This is a genomic window from Nocardia sp. CY15 (assembly GCF_009829295.1).
Classification (GTDB): Bacteria; Actinomycetota; Actinomycetes; order Mycobacteriales; family Mycobacteriaceae; genus Nocardia; species Nocardia sputi.
The window spans coordinates 1,194,815-1,219,818 of record NZ_VUOT01000001.1; the positions used below are offsets into that span (position 1 = coordinate 1,194,815).

At 68.5% G+C, this 25,004-nt stretch carries 23 protein-coding genes; 13 read left to right on the plus strand and 10 right to left on the minus strand.

The window, feature by feature from the left end; genetic code table 11:
- The first annotated feature begins 36 nt into the window (after positions 1–36).
- The 6 genes from GVY39_RS05705 (at position 37) to GVY39_RS05730 (ending at position 7,769) form a co-directional block, all read left to right on the plus strand.
- The gene (locus tag GVY39_RS05705) at positions 37–1,566 is read left to right on the plus strand and encodes an NAD(P)/FAD-dependent oxidoreductase (protein ID WP_159920446.1); all 1,530 of its coding nucleotides are present in this window, start codon (positions 37–39) and stop codon (positions 1,564–1,566) included.
- Positions 1,563–2,411: an SDR family oxidoreductase gene (locus tag GVY39_RS05710; RefSeq protein ID WP_159920444.1), complete on the plus strand. Its 849-nt coding sequence runs from the start codon at positions 1,563–1,565 to the stop codon at positions 2,409–2,411. Before GVY39_RS05705 ends, GVY39_RS05710 begins: the two co-directional genes overlap by 4 nt.
- Positions 2,412–2,423: 12 nt before the next feature.
- Complete coding sequence (locus GVY39_RS05715) at positions 2,424–3,341, plus strand: alpha/beta hydrolase (RefSeq protein ID WP_159920442.1); 918 nt, start codon at positions 2,424–2,426, stop codon at positions 3,339–3,341.
- A 118-nt stretch (positions 3,342–3,459) separates the two neighbouring features.
- A complete protein-coding gene (locus tag GVY39_RS05720; protein WP_159920440.1) occupies positions 3,460–5,253 on the plus strand; it encodes a long-chain fatty acid--CoA ligase in 1,794 nt (597 codons plus the stop codon).
- Positions 5,254–5,428: 175 nt separating this feature from the next.
- A complete protein-coding gene (locus GVY39_RS05725) occupies positions 5,429–7,042 on the plus strand; it encodes a molybdopterin-dependent oxidoreductase (RefSeq protein WP_159920438.1) in 1,614 nt (537 codons plus the stop codon).
- A 100-nt stretch (positions 7,043–7,142) separates the two neighbouring features.
- Entirely contained in the window at positions 7,143–7,769 is a 627-nt protein-coding gene (locus GVY39_RS05730) for a Uma2 family endonuclease (RefSeq protein WP_159920436.1), read from the plus strand.
- Positions 7,770–7,811: 42 nt separating this feature from the next.
- Here GVY39_RS05730 and GVY39_RS05735 read toward each other — a convergent pair whose 3' ends face one another.
- The 3 genes from GVY39_RS05735 to GVY39_RS05745 form a co-directional block, all read right to left on the minus strand.
- Positions 7,812–9,296, minus strand: a complete 1,485-nt coding sequence (locus tag GVY39_RS05735; RefSeq protein WP_159920434.1) for a DHA2 family efflux MFS transporter permease subunit — start codon at positions 9,294–9,296, stop codon at positions 7,812–7,814.
- Positions 9,297–9,307: 11 nt separating this feature from the next.
- The gene (locus GVY39_RS05740) at positions 9,308–10,015 is read right to left on the minus strand and encodes a PadR family transcriptional regulator (protein WP_159920432.1); all 708 of its coding nucleotides are present in this window, start codon (positions 10,013–10,015) and stop codon (positions 9,308–9,310) included.
- A 443-nt stretch (positions 10,016–10,458) separates the two neighbouring features.
- Positions 10,459–11,349, minus strand: coding sequence for a glycine betaine ABC transporter substrate-binding protein (locus tag GVY39_RS05745; RefSeq protein ID WP_159920430.1), 891 nt, complete (start codon positions 11,347–11,349; stop codon positions 10,459–10,461).
- A gap of 240 nt (positions 11,350–11,589) precedes the next feature.
- Here GVY39_RS05745 and GVY39_RS05750 point away from each other — a divergent pair, with 240 nt between their 5' ends.
- From GVY39_RS05750 to GVY39_RS05765, 4 genes are read left to right on the plus strand one after another with little or no spacing between them, the layout of a single operon-like run.
- On the plus strand, positions 11,590–12,474 hold the full coding sequence (locus tag GVY39_RS05750) for an ABC transporter substrate-binding protein (protein WP_236565297.1): 885 nt from the start codon (positions 11,590–11,592) through the stop codon (positions 12,472–12,474).
- A 10-nt stretch (positions 12,475–12,484) separates the two neighbouring features.
- Positions 12,485–13,633: an ABC transporter ATP-binding protein gene (locus tag GVY39_RS05755; RefSeq protein WP_159920426.1), complete on the plus strand. Its 1,149-nt coding sequence runs from the start codon at positions 12,485–12,487 to the stop codon at positions 13,631–13,633.
- A 9-nt stretch (positions 13,634–13,642) separates the two neighbouring features.
- Entirely contained in the window at positions 13,643–14,308 is a 666-nt protein-coding gene (locus GVY39_RS05760) for an ABC transporter permease (protein ID WP_159920424.1), read from the plus strand.
- The gene (locus tag GVY39_RS05765; RefSeq protein ID WP_159920422.1) at positions 14,305–15,021 is read left to right on the plus strand and encodes an ABC transporter permease; all 717 of its coding nucleotides are present in this window, start codon (positions 14,305–14,307) and stop codon (positions 15,019–15,021) included. The genes GVY39_RS05760 and GVY39_RS05765 overlap by 4 nt, the downstream gene beginning before the upstream one ends.
- Before the next feature lie 16 nt (positions 15,022–15,037).
- Here the strand turns inward: GVY39_RS05765 and GVY39_RS05770 are convergent, their stop codons facing one another.
- From GVY39_RS05770 to GVY39_RS05785, 4 genes are all read right to left on the minus strand, one after another.
- The gene (locus GVY39_RS05770) at positions 15,038–16,234 is read right to left on the minus strand and encodes an NADP-dependent malic enzyme (protein ID WP_159920420.1); all 1,197 of its coding nucleotides are present in this window, start codon (positions 16,232–16,234) and stop codon (positions 15,038–15,040) included.
- 506 nt (positions 16,235–16,740) lie between these two features.
- The gene (locus tag GVY39_RS05775) at positions 16,741–18,282 is read right to left on the minus strand and encodes an FAD-binding protein (RefSeq protein ID WP_236565277.1); all 1,542 of its coding nucleotides are present in this window, start codon (positions 18,280–18,282) and stop codon (positions 16,741–16,743) included.
- A 51-nt stretch (positions 18,283–18,333) separates the two neighbouring features.
- Complete coding sequence (locus GVY39_RS05780; RefSeq protein WP_159920416.1) at positions 18,334–18,600, minus strand: hypothetical protein; 267 nt, start codon at positions 18,598–18,600, stop codon at positions 18,334–18,336.
- The gene (locus GVY39_RS05785; protein ID WP_159920414.1) at positions 18,597–19,451 is read right to left on the minus strand and encodes a PHP domain-containing protein; all 855 of its coding nucleotides are present in this window, start codon (positions 19,449–19,451) and stop codon (positions 18,597–18,599) included. Before GVY39_RS05785 ends, GVY39_RS05780 begins: the two co-directional genes overlap by 4 nt.
- A gap of 75 nt (positions 19,452–19,526) precedes the next feature.
- Here GVY39_RS05785 and GVY39_RS05790 point away from each other — a divergent pair, with 75 nt between their 5' ends.
- Positions 19,527–20,603 carry a magnesium and cobalt transport protein CorA gene (locus GVY39_RS05790; RefSeq protein WP_159921253.1) on the plus strand — a complete coding sequence of 359 codons (1,077 nt, stop codon included), beginning with the start codon at positions 19,527–19,529 and terminating at the stop codon, positions 20,601–20,603.
- A gap of 12 nt (positions 20,604–20,615) precedes the next feature.
- Here GVY39_RS05790 and GVY39_RS05795 read toward each other — a convergent pair whose 3' ends face one another.
- Genes GVY39_RS05795 through GVY39_RS05805 form a run of 3 tightly spaced genes read right to left on the minus strand, consistent with a single transcriptional unit; the run spans position 20,616 to position 22,662 of the window.
- On the minus strand, positions 20,616–21,197 hold the full coding sequence (locus GVY39_RS05795; protein ID WP_159920412.1) for a suppressor of fused domain protein: 582 nt from the start codon (positions 21,195–21,197) through the stop codon (positions 20,616–20,618).
- Between the two features lie 4 nt (positions 21,198–21,201).
- On the minus strand, positions 21,202–21,693 hold the full coding sequence (locus GVY39_RS05800) for a general stress protein (RefSeq protein WP_159920410.1): 492 nt from the start codon (positions 21,691–21,693) through the stop codon (positions 21,202–21,204).
- Positions 21,694–21,705: 12 nt separating this feature from the next.
- Complete coding sequence (locus GVY39_RS05805; protein ID WP_159920408.1) at positions 21,706–22,662, minus strand: CoA ester lyase; 957 nt, start codon at positions 22,660–22,662, stop codon at positions 21,706–21,708.
- Between the two features lie 62 nt (positions 22,663–22,724).
- Between GVY39_RS05805 and GVY39_RS05810 the strand changes: the two genes are divergently transcribed.
- Together GVY39_RS05810 and GVY39_RS05815 are read left to right on the plus strand one after the other, a co-directional pair.
- The gene (locus GVY39_RS05810) at positions 22,725–24,005 is read left to right on the plus strand and encodes a magnesium transporter MgtE N-terminal domain-containing protein (protein WP_159920406.1); all 1,281 of its coding nucleotides are present in this window, start codon (positions 22,725–22,727) and stop codon (positions 24,003–24,005) included.
- Positions 24,006–24,090: 85 nt separating this feature from the next.
- The gene (locus GVY39_RS05815) at positions 24,091–24,735 is read left to right on the plus strand and encodes a DUF1003 domain-containing protein (RefSeq protein ID WP_159920404.1); all 645 of its coding nucleotides are present in this window, start codon (positions 24,091–24,093) and stop codon (positions 24,733–24,735) included.
- Positions 24,736–25,004 lie beyond the last annotated feature (269 nt).

Sequence of the window (25,004 nt, forward strand, 5' to 3'; positions counted from 1 at the left end):
TTGACTGGTGCTCAATAGCGCCGTAGGCTGCTTTATATGAGTCGCAAGGTCACAGACAAAGCTGTCGCCAGTCGACCCACGCGCCACGCCAGGACGATCATCATCGGCAGTGGGTTCGCGGGTCTGGGTCTGGCCATCCGGCTGACCCAGCAGGGTCGCAACGATTTCCTCGTGCTGGAACGCGGCAGCGATGTCGGCGGCACCTGGCGCGACAACACCTACCCCGGCGCGGCCTGCGACGTTCCCTCGCACCTGTACTCGTACTCGTTCGCGCTGAACCCGGATTGGTCGCGGTCGTTCTCCCGCCAAGGTGAGATCCAGCAGTACATCCAGGACGTGTCGAAGCGCTACGACGTGCGCGACAAGCACATCTTCGACTGTGACGTGACCAGCGCCCGCTGGAACAACGAGACCGCGCTCTGGGAGATCGAGTCGAGCAAGGGCAGTTTCACCGCGAACACGGTGGTCTCGGCGGTCGGCGCGCTGTGCGAGCCCGCGCTGCCGGACATCAAGGGCATCGGAGAGTTCGAAGGCGAGATCTTCCACTCCGCCCGCTGGAACCACGACGCCGACCTCACCGGCAAGCGGGTCGCCATCATCGGCACCGGCGCGTCGGCCATCCAGATCGTGCCCGCCATCGCCCCGAAGGTCGGCCATCTGGACGTCTACCAGCGCACCGCGCCGTGGCTGCTGCCGCGTTTGGACCGCCCGTACACGAAGGCCGAGCGACTGGCCTTCAAGCACGTGCCGGGTCTGCAGCGACTATCTCGCGCGGCGATCTATGCCGCACGGGAGACCCAAGTGGTCGGCCTGGCCAAGTTCCCCGCGTTCATGCAGTTGTTCGAGGCGATCGCGAAGGCCAAGCTGCGTTACGAGATCCGCGATCCGCGACTGCGCGCCAAGGTCACGCCGAACTTCCGGATCGGCTGCAAGCGAATGCTGATCTCCAACGACTACTACCCCGCGCTGACACGACCCAATGTCGACGTGGTCACCGATCGCATCGCCGAAGTGCGCGAGAACTCGATCGTCACCGAGGACGGCACCGAGCGCGAGATCGACGCGCTGATCGTGGCGACCGGCTTCCACGTCACCGATTCGCCGACCTACGACACGATCGCAGGCCGCGACGGCCGCACGCTGTCGGAGGTGTTCGACGAGATCGGCCAGCAGGGCTACAAGGGCGCCTCGATCGCCAACTTCCCCAATCTGTTCTTCCTGCTCGGTCCGAACGTCGGCCTCGGGCACACCTCGATGGTGTACATGATCGAATCGCAGATCAACTACATCGCCGACGCACTGGCCACCATCGACCGCCTGGACCTGCGTACCGTGGAAGTGCGCCGCGACGTGCAGGATGCCTACAACTCCGAACTGCAGGCGAAGCTGGCCGGAAGCGTCTGGCTGACCGGCGGGTGCTCGAGCTGGTACCTGGACAAGCACGGCAACAACACCACGCTGTGGCCGGACTGGACCTTCGAATTCCGCAGGCTCACCAGGACTTTCGACGTGGCGGCGTATGACATCTCCATTTCCCGAGCCGATTTGAAAGCAGTGGCATCGTGAGCAGTGACGCTTACTTCAAGAACGACGCTTACTTCAAGAACAAGGTCTGTGTGATCACCGGAGCGGGCTCCGGGATCGGCCGCGCGCTGGCGGTGAATCTGGCCCGGCGCGGCGCCAAGCTGGCGTTGTCGGATATCGACGTCGAGGGCCTGGCCGAGACCACGCGCCGCTGCGAGCAGCTCGGCGCGCAGGTGAAGTCCGACCGCGTGGACGTGGTCGAACGCGAAGCGGTCATCCTCTACGCCGACGCGGTGAAAGCGCACTTCGGCACGGTGCACCAGGTCTACAACAACGCGGGCATCGCCCACCACGGCGAGGTCATCCGTTCGGAGTACAAGGACTTCGAGCGCGTGATGGACGTCGATTTCTGGGGTGTCGTCAACGGCACCAAGGCGTTCCTGCCGATGGTCATCGAGTCCGGCGACGGCCACATCGTCAACGTGTCGAGCCTGTTCGGCCTGATCGCGATCCCCGGCCAGAGCGCCTACAACGCGGCGAAGTTCGCGGTGCGCGGCTTCACCGAGTCGCTGCGCCAGGAGATGCTGGTCGCGCGGCATCCGGTGCGGGTCACCTGTGTGCACCCCGGCGGCATCAAGACCGCGGTCGCGCGCAACGCCACCTACGCCGAGGGCATCGACAGCAAGTCGGCCGCCTCGATGTTCGACAAGAAACTGGCCATCCACACCGCCGAGATGGCGGCGCAGACCATTACCGAGGGCGTGCGCAAGGGGCACGGCCGCGTGCTGATCGGCTGGGAGGCCAAGCTGCTGGATCTGTTCGTGCGGGTGACCGCGTCGGGCTACCAGCGGATCGCGGCCAACGTCGAACGCCGCTTCCTGCCCTGACGAGGAACGGCGATGCGAGACATGAACCTTCCGCTGCCCCTCGCGCGGGCGGTGTTGAATCCGATCTTCCGGGTCACGCTGAACAAGCGGTTGCCGTTTCCGATGCAGCGCAGGCTACTCGACGTGAGTTCGCGGGCGCAGTTGCTGCCCGCGGGCGCCGTCGTGCGGCCGCTGCGGCTGGGCGGTAGGCCCGCCGAGCGGATCGGTTTCGCGGACACGTCCGACGACGGCGCGGTCCTCTATCTCCACGGGGGCGGCTACGCGGTCGGCTCACTGGCGACGCACCGCTCGCTGGCCGCCCGGTTGGCGCGAGACACCGGCTACGCGGTCTACGTGCTGGACTACCGCCTCGCGCCGGAGCACCCGTTTCCCGCGGCCCTGGACGACGCCGAGGCGGCATTCCTGGAACTGGTGGCGAGCGCGGGCTTGCAGCCGGGCCGGATCGCCGTCTCCGGCGATTCCGCGGGCGGCGGCCTGTCGCTCGCGCTGGCGCAACGCCTGATCGCCCGGCACGGGCAGACCCCGGCCGCGCTCGGCTTGATCGCACCGTGGGCCGACCCCAACGAGATCCCGGAGCGAGAACGCGACCTGGTGATCAACAAGCCGTGGTCACGCGCTTGTGCTGCCGCCTACCTGGGCGAGGGCGACTCGGCCGATCCGGCTTACGCCCCGCTGACCGGCGAGCTGCGTGGCCTGCCCCCGACCTACGTGCAGGTGGACGTCAGCGAACTGCTGCACAACCAGTGCGTCGCACTGGTCGCCGCACTGCGCGCGGCGGGTGTGCACGTCCGCTTCACCGAGAGCAAGGGATTGTGGCACGTCGCACAGCTGCAGGCCGCCCTGGCGGCGCCCGCCGCGGCCGCGCTGGGCGAACTCGCCGGGTTCCTTCGCGAAGCGATTCAACCGGCGGACCTGCGCGAACTAGGATGAGACCCGTGCGGGTCCCTACCCTGCGGTGATGTACGGAGGCGATTTCGGTGGTCGACCTCACGGCCCCGGCGCAGGTGTCGTAGATTACTGGCGAGTAAACCCACGTGGAAGGGCACTGATGCGAGAGTTCGAAGTCCCGGCTTCTTACACCATTCCGGATGACGCGAACAATTCCGACAACGTCTTCCGCCATGCCGAGCAGTCGCCGAACACGGTGCTGTTCAACGTGCCGAACGGCAGTGGCGGCTGGCGGGATGTCACCGCCGCCGAGTTCGCGGCAACCGTTACCGGCGTGGCGAAAGGCCTGATCGCTTCGGGTCTGGAACTCGGTGATCGCGTCGCCATCATGGCCCCCACGCGCTACGAGTGGGCCGTCCTCGATTTCGCCATCTGGGCCGCGGGCGGCTGCACCGTCGCGATCTACGACAGTTCCGCCGCCGAGCAGGCCAAGTGGATCCTGCAGGACTCGGCCACCAAGCTGCTGATCCTCGACAGCGACAAGCACCGCAAGGTGATCGACGAGATCGAATCCGGGTCGCTGCCGGACCTGCGGGAGATCCTGCAGATCGACAAGGGCGCGCTGGACGAACTGATCGGCCGCGGCGCCGACACCGACGACCAGGCCGTGCACGACCGTCGCGCTCAGGTCGGCGCGCAGTCGCCGGCCACCCTGATCTACACCTCGGGCACCACGGGCCGCCCGAAGGGCGTCATGCTGACCCACGCGAACCTGTACGCGGAGTCCAAGTCCGACCGGATCGCGCTGCACAAGTACGTCACCGAGGGCAAGAAGACCCTCATGTTCCTGCCGCTGGCGCATGTCTTCGCCCGCGCCGTCGCGCTGGCCGCGTTCGACGCGAAGGTGATCGTCGCGCATACCGCCGACTGGTCCACCCTGGTCGAGCAGTTCGGCAGCTACCGCCCGCACTTCATCCTCTCGGTGCCCCGGGTGTTCGAGAAGGTGTTCAACAGCGCCAAGCAGAAGGCGCACGACGGCGGCAAGGGCAAGATCTTCGACGCAGCCGCCGCTACCGCGATCGCGTGGAGCGAGTCGCTCGACAACGGCGGCCCCGGCGTCGGCCTCAAGCTCAAGCACGCCCTGTTCGACAAGCTGGTCTACAGCAAGCTGCGCGCGGCGCTCGGCGGTCAGTGCGAGGCGGCCGTCTCCGGCGGCGGTCCGCTCGGTGCGCGGCTCGGCCATTTCTTCCGCGGCGTCGGCGTGACCATCTACGAGGGCTACGGCCTCACCGAGACCACCGCGGCCATCGCGGTCAACACCCCGGAACACATCCGGGTCGGCTCGGTCGGGCGGCCGATCGAGGGCCACGCCGCCAAGATCGCCGAGGACGGCGAGCTGCTGCTGCGCGGTTCGGTCGTGTTCAGCGGCTACTGGGGCAACGCGGAGGCCACCGAGGACGCGTTCGAGAACGGCTGGTTCAAGACCGGTGACCTCGGCGCGATCGATGGCGACGGCTTCATCACCATCACCGGCCGCAAGAAGGAGATCATCGTCACCGCCGGTGGCAAGAACGTCTCCCCCGCGCTGCTGGAGGACTCGCTGCGCGCGCATCCGCTGATCAGCCAGGTGATGGTGGTCGGCGACGGCCAGCCGTTCATCGGCGCGCTGATCACGCTGGATCCGGAGTCGCTGCCGGGCTGGAAGGAACGCCACAACCTGCCCGCCGATACCCCGATCGAGAAGCTGATCGAAAACCCGGATCTGCTCGCCGAGGTGAACGCGGCGGTGGCCGAGACCAACAAGAAGGTCTCGCACGCCGAGCAGATCAAGAAGACGCGTCTGCTGACCATCGACTGGACCCAGGAGACCGGCGAGCTCACCCCGAAGATGTCGCTCAAGCGCGCGGTCGTGATGAAGCAGCACGCCGACGACGTGGCGAGCATCTACCACTGAGCCGAACGCCGAAGGCGCTGTCGGCGAACTGTTCGCGGACAGCGCCTTTCGCGTGTGCGGAGGTGCCACAGCCGCATCCGAAGAGAGATCGGGCGCCGGAACGGGACGGTAACCGACGTGGTGATCGTCCTTCGGGCATCGGCCGCGGGGGCCGACCGGCAGTAGTCTCGATTCCATGGCCGATCTGCGATTGCGCGTGGTGGCGGGGGTCGTCTCGGCGGGACTGGCGCTGGGCGTGGCCGAATTGTTCGCGGCTTTCTCCGGCCCCGACCGCGCTCCGCTCAACGCGCTCGGCTCGGCGGTGGTCGACCACACGCCCGACGGGTTGCGCGAGTGGGCCATCACCACGTTCGGCACGAACGACAAGGCCGTGCTGTACCTGGTCATGGGTGCTATCGCGGTGCTGGTCGCCGCAGTGGCAGGAGCGATCGAACGGACAACCCGCGCCGCCGGGTCGTGGTTGTTCGTCGTCTTCGGGGTGGTCGCGGTGTGGGCGGCCGTCGCGCGCGGCGGTCTGTCCGCCGCGCTGCCGACTGTCGTCGGCGTCGCCGTGGGCATCTATGCGCTGCGGGCGCTGACCCGTCGCATCGACGTGGCGATCGAAGAGTCATCTGCCGAGACCCGCTCGGACGGAGGCGAACTCGCCGTGGACGAAGCCGCGCCGGCAGGACCGGGCCGGGACCACGCCTCGTCGGTCATCGGCACATCGCAGCGTCGGTCGCCGGAACGAAGGCAGGTCCTGCAGGGTTTGCTGGTGACCGGCGGGTTGGCTGTGGTCACCGGGGTCGGCGGACGAATGCTCGGCGCGCGGCGCGGCGACGTTTCCGGTGAGCGCGCCGCCGTGCGCTTGCCGGAGCCGACCGCCCCCAGCAAGCCTCTCGCGCCCGGCGTGGATCTTCGTCTCCCAGGACTGACGCCGTATCTCACCGCGAACGACGACTTCTACCGGATCGATACCGCGCTGATCGTTCCGCAGGTGTCCAAGGACGACTGGGAGCTGCGCATCCACGGCATGGTCGACCGCGAAATCCGGTTGAGCTGGGCGGATCTGGCGAGCCGCCCGATCGAGGAGCGCATGGTCACGCTGGCGTGCGTGTCGAATCCGATCGGCGGCGACCTGATCGGCAACGCGCGCTGGCTCGGCTACCGCGTGGATCAACTGCTCGCCGAGGCCCGGCCGCACCCCGACGCCGACATGGTGCTCTCGCGCAGCGCCGACGGGTGGACCGCGGGCACTCCGCTGGCGGCGCTCACCGACGGACGCGATGCTCTGCTCGCGATCGGCATGAACGGCGAACCCCTGCCGGTGCAGCACGGTTACCCGGCCCGGTTGGTCGTGCCCGGTCTCTACGGGTACGTCTCGGCCACCAAATGGGTGACCGAACTGGAAGTCACCCGTTTCGACCGCGCCACCGCATACTGGACCCGTCGCGGCTGGTCGGCGCTCGGCCCGATCAAGACCGGCACCCGCATCGACACCCCCCGCGCCCGCGGTCGCCTCCAGCCCGGCCGCGTTCCGGTCGCCGGTGTCGCGTGGGCACAGCATCGCGGCATCCGCGCGGTCGAAGTTCAGATCGACAACGGCCCCTGGCAGCAGGCTCGTCTCTCCGCGGAACAATCCATCGACACCTGGCGCCAGTGGGTCTTCGACTGGGAGGCCACCTCCGGCCCGCACACCATCCGCGCCCGCGCCACCGACGCGACCGGCGAAACCCAGACCGCCGAACGCCGCGACGTGATTCCTGACGGCGCCACCGGCCACCCCTCGGTCACGGTCAGCGTGGGCTGACTCGGATCGCGGGATGGTCCGTAGTGACAGGCAGTGAACGCTCATGGACCCGATAGGATCGAGCGGGTCCGGTAGTCGTCGGCCGTTCGAGGAGGGGGCATTGTCCGAGATTCTGGATTGGGCGCGAGAAGAGAACCTGCAGCCGGCGCCGATCACGTTGGAGATCTGGAAGAAGCTTCCCGAGAATTTCTGCCGTTTGGTAGAGGTGGTGAACGGGGAAGCCGTGCGGGCGGACGAGCCTACGCGGCCGCATCAGAAGTCCGCTCGCCGGATAGCCGACTTCGTCGAGACCGCTGCCGAAGCTCACATCAACCGATACCGTGATGGCTGCTTGGACGTCGATATGGATTTCGATGTGCTGCTGTGGGAGCTGCCGAGGGTGACGATTCGACGGCCGGACATCGCACTGTTCGAGTGTGCCCCGCCCGAACTTCGGCCGTTGCCCGCTTCGCTGGTCAAGCTGGTGATCGAAGTTGTTTCCCCAGGCACCGAGCGTGTGGACACGGCCGACAAGCTCGCGGAGTATGCGCTGGCCGGGATCCCGTGGTACTGGATCGCCTGGGTGTCGAACAATCGCGTCGATTCGATCGAGGTCTACGTGCTCGACCATGTGCTCGGTCAGTATCGACCGCATATGAAGCTGGAGCCGACCGATACACCGACTGTCATCGATGTACCGATCGAGATAAAAATCGATTGGGGCAGACTCGGAGTGCTGGCACGCTGATGGCCGCCCGGAGACATCCTCCGGACGGGCATCACCGACGGCTCAACTGCTGAGATCGGCCTCGACCGGTTCCACCGAGCCCGGTGCACCGGCGCGAGCGGACGCGCCGTGGCGGATGAACAGGGCCGAGGCGGCGACGCCGAGGAGCAGGATGGCCGCGGGAAGCAGGGTCGACTGGCTCAGCGCGGTGCTGAAGGAATCCTCGACGACCTCCGGGATCGGGCCCTGGCCCGCGCCGCCCTCGGCGACCGGCCCGCCGCCCAGCCCGTTCGCCGTCATACGGGCCGCCACCAGCGCGCCGATCGCCGCGCTGCCGAGCACCGAGCCCACCTGACGAGTGGTGTTGTAGACGCCGGCGCCGGCGCCGGCCTGCTGGACCGGGAGGTTGTGGGTGGCGGTGGTCGCCAGCGGAGCCCAGATGCAGGCGTTGGCGAAGCCGGCCAGCCCTGCGGCCACCAAGAACCACGCCAGCGACGAATCCGGTCGCATCAACGCCGCGAACCAGAACACCGACAGCGCGAACAGACCGAAGCCGATGGTGGGCACGGTCCTCGGGTGCAGCCGGTCGGCGAACTTGCCGACCAGTGGGGCAGCGACGCCGGTCACAATCGCCATCGGCGCGAAGACCAGCGCGGACTCGGTCGGTGACATCTCTCGCACGGCCTGCAGGTAGAAGTAGGTCGGCACCATCAGGGAGGTCACCGCCGCGCCCATCGCGGCAATCGCGGCATTCGACAGCGCGAAGTTGCGGTCGCGGAACAGGCTCAGCGGCAACAGCGGCTCCCCCTTGTTCCTGGCCTGGTTGACCACGAATACCGCGAGCACGACCAGGCCCGCGCCGATCAGCAACCGGATACGCAACGACCAGTCGTAGCTGTTGCCCTCCTGGATACCGAACACCAGCAGGAACATCCCGATGCCGCTGAGCAGTACGCCGGGGATGTCGAACTTGTGCTCATGGGTCGGCAGCGTGGGCACCAGCCAGACCGCCAACGCGAAGGCGACGATGCCGACCGGAACGTTGACGATGAAGATCCACTCCCAGCCGAGACCGTCCACCAGCACACCGCCGAGGATCGGGCCGACCAGTGTCGCCAGCCCCGCGACGCCGCCCCACAGACCCATGGCTGCGCCGCGCCGGTCCGGCGGGAAAGTCCTGGTGATCACGGCCATGGTCTGGGGTGTCATCAGCGCGGCGCCGATGCCCTGTGCCGCGCGCGCGGCGATCAGCATGCCGATGCTGCCGGACAATCCGCACCACAGCGACGCGGCGGTGAACACCGCCAAGCCGATCAGATAGATGTTCTTGGGCCCGAATCGGTCACCCAGCCTCCCGGTGACCAGCAGCGGCACCGCGTAGGTGAGCAGGTAGGCGCTGGTCACCCAGATCACCTGCGAGATGTCGGCGTGCAGGCTCGTCATGATCGCGGGATTGGCGACGGCGACGATCGTCATGTCCAGCAGGATCATGAAGAAGCCGACGACGAGCGCCAGCAGCGCCGGCCACGGATTGCGTTGCGTGGACATGTAGTTCGTTCCTAACTCGGATTATTCGAAAAGCTCTGCACGGAGTTCGCCTCGGCGCCTCCCGGCACCGCCCGCGATGCGGTGGATCCGGCCACCGACCCGGTGTCGCCGTCGTCGGAGCGGGCGCCGGTCGCCGGGGCGAAGTCCTCCCATTCGAGTGCGCCGCTGTCCAACTCGCCGGTGAACTGGACGACCCAGGCGAGTTCGGCGGCGAGCATCGCCCGCAGATAGGGCAGCGCGATCCAGTAGCGGCGGGGAACGGCGTGCTCTTCGGCCCACGCGCTCAGCATGTCGGTGTCGGCCAGTTCGATTTCCAGTACGCCGATTCGTTCCCGCAGCAGCGCCATCGCCTCCGGCTTGGGCAGGTTGTGCAATTCACCCAGCGCCACCGGGAAGATCGGGTACTCCGGCACGGGTCGTCGCACGATCTCGGCGATCCGGTTACGCAGCGCGTCCTCGCCGCGCCCGGTGATCCGGTAGGTGGTGCGTTCGGGCCGGTTTCCTGCCCGATCGACGCCTTCAGCGCGGACCAGTTCCTGATCGGCCAGCCGGGACACGGTGTGATACAGCGAACCTGGCCGCACCTTGACCAGCTTGTCCTCCCGCCGCGCGATCAGGGTCTGGAACATCTCGTACGGATGCATGGGCCGCTCCTCTAGCAGCGCGAGCACGGCGATGCCCAACGGCGTCACCGTCGAATGCTCCTGCCCTTGCCCCATCACCTGATCACCTCTCGGTCTCGACAAGCGCCGAGCCTGCTCGCTGCCCGGACATCAGCGGGCGACGCCGACATGCTCCGTGCGAAATATTCCACGCGGAATATACGGTGCGGAACAACCGCCGGACAAGGCTGTGCGACCGGTGATAGTGCACACACAAACGACGAGAGGCCATCGAGGTGTGATCTCTCGATGGCCTCTCGATCCGCCCCGTCGCAAGGTCGACAACGTCGGCGACCCGTATCGGCGCCATTGCCGGTGCGGGAGCGGGGCGAGGATGTCACCGGGCCGTCTACGAACCCAGTGAGAACACTATGCCCAGCCTCAGGTCAGCGGCAGTGTCGCATGCGACATCTATCGCTCGATTTCCGACAGCACTCGCCTCGGCGGCCGGTGTAAATACCCGGCCCCCATCGAGGGCGAGTCGGCCGGGTGACGAACATCTACAACGCGTGGTCATCCAACCAGGCGCGCGCGACGTCCCCCGGCGCGGCGCCCTCGTCTCGGACACGACGGATCATGGCTGCCAGTTCGTCCGTCGTCAGCTCGCCCGCCACGTAGTTCAGCTTCTTGATCTGTCGCTGGTCCAGCAGGCCTTTTCGGAACAGCGGCAGGACGTTCTCGGCACGCACGGCATAACCATCGTCGGACAGCACGGTCAGACCGTCCGCCGCGCCGGGCGCCAGTTCGGGTGGACCGCTCAGCAAACCGGCCTGAACCTCACCGGCCAGCAGCGCTTTTCGCAGCGCAGCCGGGTCGGGGAACGCTACGGTGGCAGCGAAGTCGCATCCGGTGACGCGATCCTTGCCCGCAGACGGCAGCAGGCCCGGCGGGGCTGCCACACCGACGGTCAGCGCACCACAGTGTGGCGCGAGATCGCCCACCGAACGCACCTTGTCGTGCGCCGCCGCCTGCGTGGTGAGCAGCACCCGCGGCCGCAGATCGGCGCCGTCGGCGAGGTCGGAGACCACCAGCCCCTCGGGCAGTGCGGCGCTCACCGCGCTCGCCACCTCCTTCGGCAGGCGAACCGACGCGTGTTCGTCGAAGTGGGCCAGCAACGCCCCGGCGTGCTCACCGACCACCTGGACCCGGTCGGCGTCGAGCGCGGCGAGGTAGTCCGCCCGGCCGCCGAGACGGGGAGCGACCGCGGTGCGCGCGCCGGTACGCGCCAGCGCGCCCGCATAGATCTCGGCGAGCACCGAGGACTCCACCGAATCGCCCGCGCCGACGGTGATCGACGGCGCCGACTCGTCGTTCCCGCAGGACACCACCAGCGCGACGGAAGCGACGACCAGCAAGCGAGCCAGAACCCGCTGTGACGGGGCCGACACCATCCGGCGCCACCACCTCTCCGACGAATCGACACGGCCGACACAAAGACCCGCAAGCGGGCAGTATGGACACCCAGAATGTACCGGCGGCCGTGCGGAGCCGAGATCGCGCACCGCCGTCATGTCGGAAGGACTGCCGTGAAATCCACCCGCACCGCCGCCGCCGCGCCCCGGCGCCCCGCTCTGCGCGTGACGCTGCGCGCCGCCCGAGTGTTCGCCGCCTCCTCGGCACTCGCCGTCGCGATGGTCCTCTCGGCCTGTGGCACTTCCGATCCGCTCGCCACCGGCGGCAGCTGTTCGGGGGACGGATTGATCGTCGGTTCGGCGAACTTCCCGGAGGCCGAGACCGTGGCCAACCTGTACGCGGAGGTATTGCGCGCCAATGGATTCACCGTCGACACCAAGCTCGACATCGGCAGCCGCGAAGCCTACATACCGGCATTGCGGAAGTGCGCCATTTCGGTGATCCCCGAGTACACCGGCAACTTGCTGCAGTACCTGGACAAGAACGCCACCGCGACCAGCGCGGCCGACGTGGACAGCGCGCTCGGCAAGGCGCTCGGTTCCGATCTCGCCATCGGTACACCCGCGCCCGGGCAGGATTCGGACGCCGTGGTGGTCACCCGCGCCACCGCCCAGCGCTGGAACCTGCGCACGATCGCGGATCTGGCCCCGCACTCGGCAGAGGTGAAGTTCGGCGCGCCCGCCGAATTCCAGGAGCGGGCAGGGGGACTGCCCGGGCTGAAGAAGAACTACGACCTCGCCATCGCCGCGAACAATTTCGTGCCGATCGCCGACGGCGGCGGTCCCGCCACGGTGCGCGCGCTGGTCGAGGGCCAGGTGACCGCGGCCAACATCTTCACCACCTCCCCCGCCATCGCGCAGAACGACCTCGTGGTGCTGGAAGACCCGAAGCACAACTTCCCCGCGCAGAACGTCGTTCCGCTGTTCAACGCGAGCAAGAAGTCGGACAAGCTCCTCGCGGCGCTGAACGCGGTATCGGCCCAGCTCACCACCGCCGAGCTGATCGAGCTGAACGAGGCGGTCTCCGGCGCGCGCAAGACCGAGCCGAAGGCCGCCGCCGCGGCCTGGGTCGCCGCCAAAGGGCTGAACAAGCCGGTGGCCTAGGAGGAAATCGTTGTCCGATATCGAGTTCTCCGGTATCAGCAAGATCTATCCGGACGGCACCCACGCCGTCACCGACCTCGATCTGCGCATCGAATCGGGATCGTTCACCGTGTTCGTCGGCCCCTCCGGCTGCGGGAAGACGACCTCGATGCGGATGATCAACCGCATGATCGTCCCGACCTCGGGAACGATCACCATCGCGGGACGAGACACTTCGACCGTCGACCCGGTCCGGCTGCGCCTCGGGATCGGCTACGTCATCCAGAGCGGCGGCCTGCTGCCACACCGGACGGTCGTGGACAATGTCGCGACCGTGCCTGTGCTGCGTGGGGACTCCCGCCGAGCGGCCCGCGCCGCGGCGCTCGAGGTACTCGACCGGGTAGGTCTGGACCGCTCGCTGGCCGGGCGATACCCGGCACAGCTGTCGGGCGGTCAGCAGCAGCGCGTCGGCGTGGCCCGCGCGCTTGCCGCGGACCCGCCGGTCCTGCTGATGGACGAACCGTTCAGTGCCGTCGACCCGGTGGTGCGGGCCGAATTGCAGGTCGAAATGCAAAGGCTGCAAGCCGAATTGCACAAGACCATCGTGTTCGTCACCCATGACATCGATGAGGCGATCACGCTCGGCGATCGCGTGGCGGTGTTCGGTCGCGGCGGTGTGCTGCAGCAATACGATCCGCCGCAACGCCTGCTGGCGCAGCCTGCCACCGATTTCGTCGCCGACTTCGTCGGCCGTGACCGCGGTTACCGCGGGTTGTCCTTCCGAACCGCGAACGATGTTCCGTTGCATGAGATCCGGGCGGCCCTCGCCGACGAAGTGCGCGGGCTGCGGCTGGACGCGGGCGAGTGGGTGCTGGTGGTGGACGCGCGGAACAAGCCGGTCGGGTGGATGGACGTCACCGGGGTCGAGGGGTTGCGCGCGGGTCGCGCGCTGGCCGACAGCATGTCGGCAGGCGGCTCACTGTTCACCCCGACCGGTGACCTGCGCCAGGCCCTGGACGCCGCGATCTCCTCCCCCTCGGGGATCGGCGTAGCCGTGGACGACGAGGGCGCGGTCCGTGGCGGCGTGCTGGCCACCGAGGTGCTCGCGCAGCTGGCCGGGCAACGCGCGCGCGAAGACGCCGAACGCAACCGGCACTTCTTCGAAGAACAAGTGACGTGAGCGAGTGCGATGCGATATCTCGTCGAGAATTTCCCGGAGATCATGGGATTCACCGCGACCCATCTCTATCTCGCGCTGGCGCCGCTGCTCCTGGCTCTGGTGATCGCGATCCCGGTCGGCGCGCTGGTACGGCGGGTGTCGTGGCTGCGGCGGGTCACGGTGACCGCCGCGAGCCTGGCCTACACCGTTCCGTCGCTGGCGCTGTTCGTGATCATTCCTCCGCTGGTGGGAATCTCGGCCATCGATCCGCTGAACGTGATCATCGCGCTCACCATCTATTCGACGGCGCTGCTGGTGATCGCGGTCCCGGCCGCCTTGGACGCGGTGCCCGCCGCGGTGCTCGACGCCGCCGACGCGGTCGGCTACGGGCCGCTGCGGCGCACCCTCACCGTGGACATGCCGCTGGCCGTGCCGGTCTTCGTGTCCAGCCTGCGCGTGGTGGTGGTGACCAATATCGCGATGGTGTCGGTCGGCGCGCTGATCGGCGTCGGCGGACTTGGCAAGTTGTTCACCCAGGGCTACCAGCGTGACTACCCGGACGAGATCATCGCGGGCATCATCGTGACGCTCGCACTCGCGCTGGTCGCCGACCGCGCGGTGTACGCCGTGGGCCGCTGGTCGACGCCGTGGGTGCGCGCGGGTGCCGAGAGCGCGAAGGCGAAAGGCGCCGCATGAATCTTTTCCTCGACGCCTGGCACTACTTCACCGACGGCGCCAACTGGAGCGGTCCGTCCGGAATCGGGACCCGCATCGCCCAGCACCTGTGGTACAGCTTCCTGGTCATCGCCGTCTCGGCGGTGATCGCGGTCCCCCTCGGCCTGGTCATCGGGCACACCCGGCGCGGAGCGGCGGTGCTGGTCGGCTTCGCCAACGCCATGCGCGCGCTGCCGACCCTCGGTCTGCTGACGTTCCTGGTGCTGCTGCTGGGCCTCGGCCTGATCCCGCCACTGCTGGCCCTGGTCACGGTGGGCATTCCCCCACTGCTGGCGGGCGCGTACGCCGGAATCGCGAACGTGCCCGCCGATGTCGTGGACGCCTCACGCGCCATGGGCATGACCGAGCGACAGATCCTGTTCCGGGTGGAGGTGCCCAACGCGCTGCCCATCCTGCTCACCGGCCTGCGCGGTGCCACCCTCCAGGTGGTGGCCACCGCGACGATCGCCGCCTACGTCAACCTCGGCGGTCTGGGCCGGTACATCTTCGACGGCATCAGCCTCTACCGGTACGACCGGGTGCTGGTGGGTGCGCTGCTGGTTGCGATGCTGGCGATGGTGCTGGACGGCCTGCTGGCGTTCGCCGTGTGGGCCTGCGCACCGGGAACCGGTCGGTTGCGGCTCATCGAACCGAAAAGGCGCCCGCTCGAGGCAGAGCGGGCGCCTTTCAGCTGATCGTTGTGCGGTGACGTTACGCGACGCCCTCGGCACGGGCGGCGGCCGCGACCGCCTCGGCGACGGCCGGGGCGACCCGCGGGTCCAGCGGGCTGGGGACGATCTTGTCCGGACCGAGTTCGTCGGCGACGACGCTCAGGATGGCGTCGGCGGCGGCGATCTTCATGCCTTCGGTGATCCGCCGGGCGCCCGCGTCCAGCGCGCCCTTGAAGACGCCGGGGAACGCCAGCACGTTGTTGATCTGGTTCGGGAAGTCGCTGCGGCCGGTGGCGACGATCGCGGCGTACTTGCGCGCCACCTCGGGGTGGATCTCCGGGTCCGGGTTGGACATGGCGAACACGATCGACTCCGGCGCCATCGAGGCGATGAGCTCCTCGGCGATGAGACCGGCAGACAGGCCGAGGAACACATCGGCGCCCGCCAGCGCCTCGGCCGCGCCACCGGCGAGACCGCGCGGGTTGGTGCGGGTGGCCAGCTCGGCCTTCACCTCGTTGAGGTCGCCGCGCTCGGAGTTGACGATGCCCTTCGAATCGAGCACGGTGACATCCCGGACGCCCGCGGCGAGCAGGATGTTCGTGCACGCGACACCGGCGGCGCCCGCGCCGGACACCACGACCTTCAGCCCCTCGATGCCGCGGCCCTGCACCTTGGCGGCGCCGTTGAGGGCCGCGAGCACCACGATGGCGGTGCCGTGCTGGTCGTCGTGCATCACCGGGCAGTCGAGCGCCTCGATGACGCGCTTCTCGATCTCGAAGCAGCGCGGCGCGGAGATGTCCTCCAGATTCACCGCGCCGAAACTCGGGCGCAGGCGGATCAGCGTCTCGACGATCTCATCGACGTCCTTGGTGTCCAACACGATCGGGATCGAATCCAGCCCGGCGAACTTCTTGAACAGCGCCGCCTTGCCCTCCATCACCGGCAGCGAGGCGCGCGGGCCGATGTCACCGAGGCCGAGCACGGCGGTGCCGTCACTGACCACGACCACGAGCCGATCGGTCCAGGTGTAGCGCTTGGCCAGCGCCTCGTCCTCCGCGATCGCGCGGCTGACCTGTGCGACCCCCGGGGTGTAGGCGATCGAGAGGTCGCGCTGGGTCTCCAAGGGCGCACTGAGTTCGACCGAGAGCTTGCCGCCGAGATGTCCCGCGAAGATTTCGTCGTTTGTGATTTCGGACAGGCTTGCGGTGGAATTCGGTGCGTCAGTCACAGGTGACACGATTTCACTCCTGCTCGGGTCGGGCTAAACCGGGGGACGGTTACCACCGGGTAATGGGTATAAGTCGTTTCACTACGCTCATCGAGTGCGCTGACCGGTGTGTTTCGAGGCGGCTGCGAGCGAGCGAACACGGCTTGCCGATATCTCGACGGCGGGGCGCGGCACTGATCCGCGGAGCAGAACCGGACGGGTGGGCCCGGATAGAACAAGCGGTGTGATCTCGTGGGTCGCGACGGTACGTCGGCGAGTCGGAGACCTCCGTGATTCCCTCACCCGGCGGTGGCGGAGGTAAGGAATCCGACACATTCTGCCAGCCCGGTGGGCGAGTTGCCAAACCGGTTACCCGCTGGGCCGTGTCGCGCTCCATCATCCAACGTTAGGGGGCCGGAATTACCTTCACGTAAGGGGAAACTCGCCGCTCACGGGCGCCAAACGGTGAGCAGTCGCACGGCCTGTGACATCGAGGGTGTGAGACCTGGTCGCGGCTACGCTGCGTAGGCCCGTCCTCACGCGACGATATCGCGGGACTGCTCCGGCGTCGTCCACGGTACATCCGGGCGCACCCACACGTTGCGCACGCCGCCCGATACCAGTCGCACCCGCCAGCGGTCGGTCGCGCCGGGATGATCGGTCCTGCGGTGCATGCCGCGGCTCTCCGTGCGCATCAACGCGCTGTATTTCGTCCATCGCGCCACCGCGAGCAGGGCGGCGGCCTGCCGGGCATACAGCAGGTCGGCACCGCTGCCGCCGAGGTCGAATTCCGCGCCGGGCCACATCCCGTCGAGTTCGCCGATGCTGTCGCGCAGGCTGCCCGCGCTGCGCCAATAGCTGCGTCGCAGCGGCAGGGTGTGCTCCTGCACGAGACCGATCACCGCCCGCGGATCGATCCGGGCCACGGCGTCGAGCCCGGCTCCCGGCACCTCGCGGGCCGGGGCGCGCTGATCTGCGGCGCGGGCGGACTTCGCGGCGCTCGTACCGGCCCAGACGCCGGAGGCGATCGCCCACGCCGCGCCCAGCCCGCCGTAGGCGCTGACCGCGCCGGTGACCGACTCGCGGCTGGCGACGTCCCCCGCGGCGAACAGGCCCGCGACGGTCGTCGCGCACTCCGGTCCGGTGACGCGCAGTCCCCCGGTGCCGCGCACGGTGCCGTCCAGCACCGCACGCAGCGGCACCCGCTCGGCGCGGTCGGCGAGTCCGTGACGCGCCAGCCGGGAGCGAACGGCGGTCGGCACGTCGTCCAGTGCGGCGAATACCCGGCGACCTTCGGCGACGGCCGCGAGCGCCGCCGAGCGATGTCCCGGCAGCTCGGCGCCGGATTCGTCGTAGAGAGTGGCGAAGCGCAGCGCGAGACTCCGCAGTGCGGTCGCCTCGGACTTCCCCGGCGCGATCAAGCTGTAGGCACAAGAGAACTCCATCCCCGACAGTTCGGCGCCCGCTTCCGCGGCGAACAACAGACCGTCGCCGGTGTCCACGTCGGTGCCGGCGCCGCCGGACAGGAACGCGCAGCCCCCGGTGGCGACCACGACCGCGCCGGCACGCACGGTCCAGCGCCGGAACCCGTCCTGACTGCTCAGCCCGGCGGCGCCCGCCACCACACCGTCGCGGTCGACGAGCAACCGCAAGGCGGGATGGTGATCGAGCACACGCACCCCTGCTTCGCGCACCCTGCGGCGCATGCGACGCAGGTGAGCGGGGCCGTCCAGACAGATTCGCCGCGCCGCCGGGAGCTCGGGATCACCGGCGATCCGATAACCCCACCGCGCCCATTGCTCGACGCGCTGGTGGGTCTCCTCGAGCACGCGGTGCATCATGTCCGGGTCGCCCAGCCCGCCGCCGTGCGCGTGCCCGCGCCGCACCGCCTCCTCCCGGGCGGGGCCGAGCGGGATGTGCCACAACGAGATCGTGTTGTACGCGGTCGGTCCGCACGACCCGCATCGCGCCTTGTCGACCAGCACGACGGTGGCACCCGTCGAAGCGGCCGAGACGGCCGCCTGGATACCGGCGGGACCACCGCCGATAACCAGTACGTCCGTCTCGATTTCAGTCACAAAGAAAAATGTTCGGCCACAATTCATCCGTCCGCAACCAATGCGGGATTGTCAGCTCCACCATTGCGTCCACAGCAAAAGTCCAGCAGCCAGAAAAACAACCATGGATCCGATAAAAGCGGCCGAACCCCGATGCCGATCCGAATAGATCTGCGCCGCGAGGGCGACCACCGCGGCGGCCACATGCCAGGCGACCGATTCGCCGCCCGGGCCCGGGAACCCGCGCCGGTCCGCGACGACGGCGGCGCCGACCACCACCAGCGTGCCCACCACTGTGCCCCCGGCGACGATGCCGCTGAGTCCGCGCACCAGTCTCACGAGGCGATCACCGGCACGCCCGATGCCTTGCCGACCAGCTTCTCGAACTGCGCCTGCTCGGTGGTGAACTCACCGAGCCGGATGGTCTTGTTCGCGCCGTGGTAGTCCGACGAACCGGTGGTGAGCAGGCCGAGTTCGGCGGCGAGATCGGTGAGCAGCTCGCGGTCGGCCGCGGAGTGGTCCGGATGCGCGATCTCCAGGCCGCCGAGTCCGAGCGCGGCCAGCTCGCGAATGTCGTCGAGCGCCAGCAGCCTGCCCCGCTTGCGCGCCCTGGTGTGCGCCAGAACGCTGACCCCGCCCGCGCCGGCGATCATCCGCACCGCACGACGCAACGGTGTGTCGGCCTTCTCGGCGTAGTAGCGGCCGTGCGGAGCGAGCAATTCGTCGAACGCCGCGTCCACGCTCGGCACCACACCGGCGGCGACCAGCGCACGGGCCAGATGCGGGCGGCCCGCGGAGGGTCCGGCCGAGGCCAGCACGGCATCAGGATCGATCGGCAGTCCGTCGGCCGCCATGCGCTCGGCCATGGCGCGCAGCCGCTCCACTCGTTCGGCGCGCAGCCGCTCGCGTTCCTCGGCGAAGCCGCGGTGGGTCGGATCGAACAGGTAGGCCAGCAAATGCACGGGCACCGGCCAGCCGTCCTCGCCCAGGCCGACACAGGACATCTCCATGCCGCGGACCAGCGTCATCCCCTTCGGGAGCGCCTCGACCGCTTCCGCCCATCCGGCCGTGGTGTCGTGATCGGTGATCGCGACGACGTCCAGGCCCGCGGCGGCCGCGTTCCGCACGAGTTCGGCCGGAGTGTCGGTGCCGTCGGACGCGGTCGAATGGGTATGCAGGTCGATGCGCACGCCTTCAAGTCTTACAGTGCGGCGAGGTACTCCCGCACGCGCAGGCGATGATCCCGCATCCTGCTGCGACGTAGCATCGTCAGCGTGCCGTCCTTTTCGCTTCGCGGGTCCGGCCGGACGCCATCGCGGCCGGAGCAGCGGTTCATCCCGGTTCCGACGGCGCAGGCGATCGTCGACTGCGCGGTGTACGTGGACGGCGAGCGCCTGCCGGGGAGGTTCACCCACAAGGCGGCCCTCGCCAGGGCCCGGGAGGAGAACGGATTCGTCTGGATCGGGCTGCACGACCCGGACCGCACGCAGATGGCCGATATCGCCGACGCGTTCGGGTTGCACCAACTGGCCACCGAACACGCCTTGGAGCAGCACCAGCGGCCGAAACTGGAACGTTACGACGATTCGCTGCTGCTGGTGCTGCGCACGGTCAGCTATGTCGAGCACGAACGGGACAGCGTCAGCGAGATCGTGGAGACCGGCGAGATCATCGTGTTCACCGGGCCCGAGTTCGTGGTCGCAGTCCGGCACGGTGAGCATTCCGGGCTCGCCGAGGTGCGCAAGGCGTTGGAGGCCAGCCCGGCGCAACTAGGGCTCGGCCCCAGTGCGGTGCTGCACGCGATCGCCGACCGGGTGGTGGACTCCTACATCGAGGTGGCCCAGTCGGTCGGGGACGACATCGACGAGATGGAAGAGGAGATCTTCACCCCGCGCGGCAGTGTCACCGTGGAATCCATCTACCAGCTCAAGCGCGAGGTCGTGGAGTTGCGGCGCGCGGTGAATCCGCTCGCCGTGCCGCTGGAACAGCTCGGTCACAAACTCGATCTGCCGGTGCCCGAGGAGGTCCGGCGCTATCTACGGGACGTCGCCGAGCAGCATGCCGCCGTGGCGGAACGGATCAACGACTTCGACGAGGCGCTGAGCGCGCTGATCAGCGCCGCTCTGGCCCGGATCAGCGTGCAACAGAACACCGACATGCGCAGGATCTCGGCGTGGGTCGCGATCGCGGCGGTGCCGACGATGATCGCGGGCATCTACGGGATGAACTTCGACCACATGCCCGAATTGCATCAGGTGTGGGGTTATCCCGCGGTGTGGCTGATCATCCTCGCCATTTGCACGGGCTTGTTCTTCACCTTCCGCCGCAACAAGTGGCTGTAGCCGGGCGACGGATCACAGGCTGGCGGCGCCGCGTCTCGGGTCGCGCACGTCGATTCCCGCCTCCTGCCAGGCCTCCCGCAACGCCTGCGCGCCGCGGACCCGTACCCATGCCGCCTCCGTCGCGGTCACCGGCGTCACCGCGAAATACCGCACCGACTCGGCCGGTTCGGGCAGCGCCACGGCCGGGATGTCGCTGTCGCCGAGCAGAACCGCGGTGAACGGCGCGTCGCGCCACATCGGCTCGCCCAGGTCCATCAACGCGTCCGCTTGCAGCACAACACCTTCCACGACCGGCGCGGCGGCGAGCACGCCGAGCGACTTGGCCAGGCCAGAACTGGCGCCGACGCCCGACCGCAGCGTCAGGATCAGTTCCGCGCGCGGGCCGCGCACCGGATCGGCGTGCACGGCGGTGGGATCGCCCATCGGATGCCTACTGCCGCCCAGCGTCACGTAATGCACCAGGTCGCCGTCGACGATGCGCAAGATCTCGATCGGCTCCAAGCCCAGGAAAGTGACCGACGCGGCGTCGACACTCGCGGCGTCCACGCCGAAATAGCCCAGCACCTCGGTGCGGACCTTCTCCAGCACTTCCATTGCGTCAGATCGCCAGCCGCGCGAGCATATCCCGCGCCTGTTCGGCCGACTTCGGATCGCACAGCACGTCGTAGCGGCCGGCCACCAACTGCATGGTGGACGCGAAATCGCGCTGACCCTTGGTCGCCGCGTACGGGATCGAGGTCGAGATGACGCCGAAGATGATGCCGCCGACCAGGCCAACGAGCAGTGGGCCGAACGCGCCGCTGGTGGTGAACAGGCTCAGCAGCAGACCCAGGAACAGGCCGAGCCAGGCGCCCGACACCACGCCGCCGCCGATCACCTTGCCCCAGGTCAGCCGATACAGCACCCGCTCGACCTGCATCAAGTCGACGCCGACGATGGTCACGTCCTGCACCGGGAACTGGTTGTCGGCCAGATAGTCGACCGCCTTCTGCGCCTCGCCATAGGTCGGGTAGGAGCCGACCGGCCAGCCCGAAGGGGGCGTCGGGAGGCCCTGCCGCGCACGGCTCGAGTTCCCCAAGGGATTCGTCATGGTTCCATTCTGCTATTCCGACGCAACCCGCGGTGGTGTGAAACGCGTGGTGCGCGTCATTCCGGCGGCGCGACCCTTCTCCGCGATCACCTGGGCCATCTTGGCACTGGCCTCATCGATCATCTCGTCGCCGAGCATCACCGCGCCGCGCGCGCCACCCGCCGCGGAGGTGTGGAAGGCGTAGGCGTCCAGGATCTCCTCGGCCCGGTCGTAGTCCGATTGGCGCGGGCTGAAGATCTCGTTCGCCGCCTCGATCTGCCCGGGGTGCAGCACCCACTTGCCGTCGAACCCGAGCGCGGCCGTGCGCGCGGCGGCCCGCCGGAAGCCTTCCACGTCCCGGATCTGGAGGTACGGGCCGTCGATCGCCTGCAGGCCGTGGGCACGGGCGGCGAGCAGGATGGTCATCAGGATGTGGTGATAGGCGTCGCCGGTGTCGTAGCCCTCCGGTTGCTCGCCGACCACGAGGGTGCGCATGTTGATGCTGGCCATGAAGTCGGCCGGGCCGAAGACCAGGGTCTGCACCCGGGAGGCGGCGGTGGCGATCGCGTCGATGTTGCGCAGCCCCAGCGCGTTCTCGATCTGCGGCTCGATACCGATCCGGCCGACCTCCAGGCCGCAGGCCTTCTCCAGCTGGGTCAGCAGCAGGTCCAGCGCGCGCACCTGGCCCGCGTCGGTCACCTTGGGCAGCAGGATCGCGTCCAGCGCCGCGCCCGCGCCCTCGACCACGGAAATGACGTCGGCGTAGGTCCATTCGGTGGTCCAGTCGTTCACCCGGACCACGCGCAGCTGCGCTCCCCACCCGGAGTCGTTGAGCGCCGCGACGATGTTCGCCCGCGCCTGCGCCTTCGCGACCGGCGCGACCGCGTCCTCCAGATCGAGAAACACCTCGTCGACGGGCAACGTCTTGGCCTTCTCGATCATCTTCGGGTTGCTGCCCGGACAGGCGAGCACCGAACGGCGCAGCTTCATGATCACTCCCGTCGATCGTGGCGGGGTGCGAACACCCGCCCGCGAACCTCTAGCCTGGCAGCATGGCAGCTACCAGGGTGTACGTCGCCAGGCTGGCCGGGTTGGCGGTGCTGGGACCGGACGGCGAGTCTATCGGCCGGATACGTGACGTCGTCGTGGCCGTCCGCTCCGATCGCCGGCAGCCCCGCGTGCACGGCCTGGTCGTCGAATTGCTCACCCGGCGGCGTATTTTCGTGCCGATCCTGCGGGTCACGGCGATCGAACCCGGGGTGGTCACGCTGAACACCGGGACGGTCAGCCTGCGACGTTTCACCCAGCGACCGGGCGAGATGCTCGCTCTGGCGCAGATCGTCGACTCGATGGTGCGGGTCGAGGACCCCGACCTGCCGGATCTGGCGGGCGTGGACGTCCATGTGACCGATCTGGGCATCGAACAGACCCGGTCCCGGGATTGGCTGGTCACCCGGGTCGCGGTGCGCGGGCACCGCAGGCTCGGCCGCAGGCGCACGGTGCACGTCGTGGACTGGACCGTCGTGTCCGGCCTGACGCCCAACGAGATCGACCGGCCGGGGCAGGACGTCACCCAGCTGCTGGAACAGTTCGAGGGCATGCGCGCGGCCGACGTGGCGCAACAACTGCGCGAGCTGCCGGAGAAGCGGCGGATCGAGGTGGCCGTCGCGCTGGACGACGAGCGCCTGGCCGACGTGGTGCAGGAACTCCCCGACGACGAGCAGGTCGAACTGCTCAGCCACTTGGAGGTGCGCAGGGCCGCCGACGTGTTGGAGGCGATGGACCCCGACGACGCCGCCGACCTGCTGGGCGAGTTGCCCGAGGGCGAGGCCGAATCGCTGCTCGCCTTGATGGACCCGCAGGAGTCCGAACCGGTGCGCAGGTTGCTCGAGCACTCTCCTTACAGTGCGGGCGGCCTGATGACCCCGAAGCCGGTGATCTTGACACCGTCCACCACGGTGGCCGAGGCGCTGGCGCGGGTGCGCAACCCGGACCTGACCCCCGCGCTGGCCTCCATGGTGTTCGTGGTCCGTCCGCCCACCGCGACGCCCACCGGGCGCTATCTGGGTTCGGTGCACATCCAGCAATTACTGCGCGAACCACCGGCCCACCTGGTGGGCGGCATCCTCGACACCGACCTGTCGCCGCTGCGCCCCGGACTTCCGCTGGCCGCGGTGACCCGGTACTTCGCGACCTACAACCTGGTCTGCGGACCGGTGGTGGACGAGGAGAACCACCTGCTCGGCGCGGTCAGCGTCGACGACGTCCTCGACCACCTGCTGCCCGAGGACTGGCGCGACCAGGCAGAGACCGACGAGAGGGGCTCGGCATGACCACGCGGGACCCCGCGCACGCCCCCGGACGGCACAGTGTGAGCGGCCGGGCCCACAGGAGCGCTCGCGCCCGGAAGGACGGAGCATGACCGAGAACGACCCGGGCGGGCGGCTCGGTCCCAGCAGGGCGCGCCAGCGTCTGGAGACGCCGGTGGAAGGCCGGTTCCGGTTCGAGTGGGACGCCGAGGCATTGGCCCGCAGCAGCGAGCGGGTGGCGCGATTCCTGGGCACCGGGCGGTACCTGGCGGTCCAGACGATCCTGGTGCTGGTCTGGATCCTGTTGAACGTCTTCGTGGTCGCGCTGCGCTGGGACCCGTACCCGTTCATCCTGCTGAATCTGGCCTTTTCCACCCAGGCCGCCTACGCGGCGCCACTGATCCTGCTCGCGCAGAACCGGCAGGACAACCGGGACCGAGTCGCCCTGGAGGAGGACCGGATGCGGGCCGCTCAAACCAAGGCGGACACCGAGTTTCTGGCCCGCGAACTGGCGGCATTACGCATCGCGGTCGGCGAAGTGGCCACCCGCGATTACCTGCGCCGGGAATTGGAAGAGCTGAAAGGGATTCTGGACCGGATCGAGTCCGCCGAATCCCCGGCTCACGAGATCGAAAGCTCCGGAAAGGGCGGCCGCAAAAAAAGCTCCGGCAGAAAGCCCGCTACAGCACCTATTCCCCCTTCGGTAACCAGTGATCAACCGGAAATACCGAACAACGACCTGACTGGTGGGTAACCTGGACAACGTTGTCCAGAGCGGCCCGGACAGGGGATGTCCCGGACGGCCGCTCCCACGACGTCGAGGGATTGGGTGTGGCCGAATGCGTGTATCTGCTCCGATAACGGTGTCGGCTTTGGTTGTTGCTGGTGTGGTGGTAAGTGGTTCGGGGGTGCAGTCGCCGGTGGGGGTGTCGGCGCCGCGGGCGCCGGAGGTGTTGGCGGCGGCGTCGGGTGGGGGTGTGGCGGGTGGGTCGTCGGGGGTGGTGGGGTGGTTGCCGGTGTCGG

Coding starts and splice junctions, on each gene's coding strand:
- GVY39_RS05720 (WP_159920440.1), top strand. CDS start 3,460: ATGCGAGAGTTCGAAGTCCCGGCTTCTTACACCATTCCGGATGACGCG.
- GVY39_RS05715 (WP_159920442.1), top strand. CDS start 2,424: ATGCGAGACATGAACCTTCCGCTGCCCCTCGCGCGGGCGGTGTTGAAT.
- GVY39_RS05815 (WP_159920404.1), top strand. CDS start 24,091: ATGACCGAGAACGACCCGGGCGGGCGGCTCGGTCCCAGCAGGGCGCGC.
- GVY39_RS05765 (WP_159920422.1), top strand. CDS start 14,305: ATGAATCTTTTCCTCGACGCCTGGCACTACTTCACCGACGGCGCCAAC.
- GVY39_RS05740 (WP_159920432.1), bottom strand. CDS start 10,015: ATGGGGCAAGGGCAGGAGCATTCGACGGTGACGCCGTTGGGCATCGCC.
- GVY39_RS05795 (WP_159920412.1), bottom strand. CDS start 21,197: ATGGAAGTGCTGGAGAAGGTCCGCACCGAGGTGCTGGGCTATTTCGGC.
- GVY39_RS05735 (WP_159920434.1), bottom strand. CDS start 9,296: ATGTCCACGCAACGCAATCCGTGGCCGGCGCTGCTGGCGCTCGTCGTC.
- GVY39_RS05750 (WP_236565297.1), top strand. CDS start 11,590: ATGGTCCTCTCGGCCTGTGGCACTTCCGATCCGCTCGCCACCGGCGGC.
- GVY39_RS05800 (WP_159920410.1), bottom strand. CDS start 21,693: ATGACGAATCCCTTGGGGAACTCGAGCCGTGCGCGGCAGGGCCTCCCG.
- GVY39_RS05810 (WP_159920406.1), top strand. CDS start 22,725: ATGGCAGCTACCAGGGTGTACGTCGCCAGGCTGGCCGGGTTGGCGGTG.
- GVY39_RS05805 (WP_159920408.1), bottom strand. CDS start 22,662: ATGAAGCTGCGCCGTTCGGTGCTCGCCTGTCCGGGCAGCAACCCGAAG.
- GVY39_RS05760 (WP_159920424.1), top strand. CDS start 13,643: ATGCGATATCTCGTCGAGAATTTCCCGGAGATCATGGGATTCACCGCG.
- GVY39_RS05705 (WP_159920446.1), top strand. CDS start 37: ATGAGTCGCAAGGTCACAGACAAAGCTGTCGCCAGTCGACCCACGCGC.
- GVY39_RS05745 (WP_159920430.1), bottom strand. CDS start 11,349: ATGGTGTCGGCCCCGTCACAGCGGGTTCTGGCTCGCTTGCTGGTCGTC.
- GVY39_RS05725 (WP_159920438.1), top strand. CDS start 5,429: ATGGCCGATCTGCGATTGCGCGTGGTGGCGGGGGTCGTCTCGGCGGGA.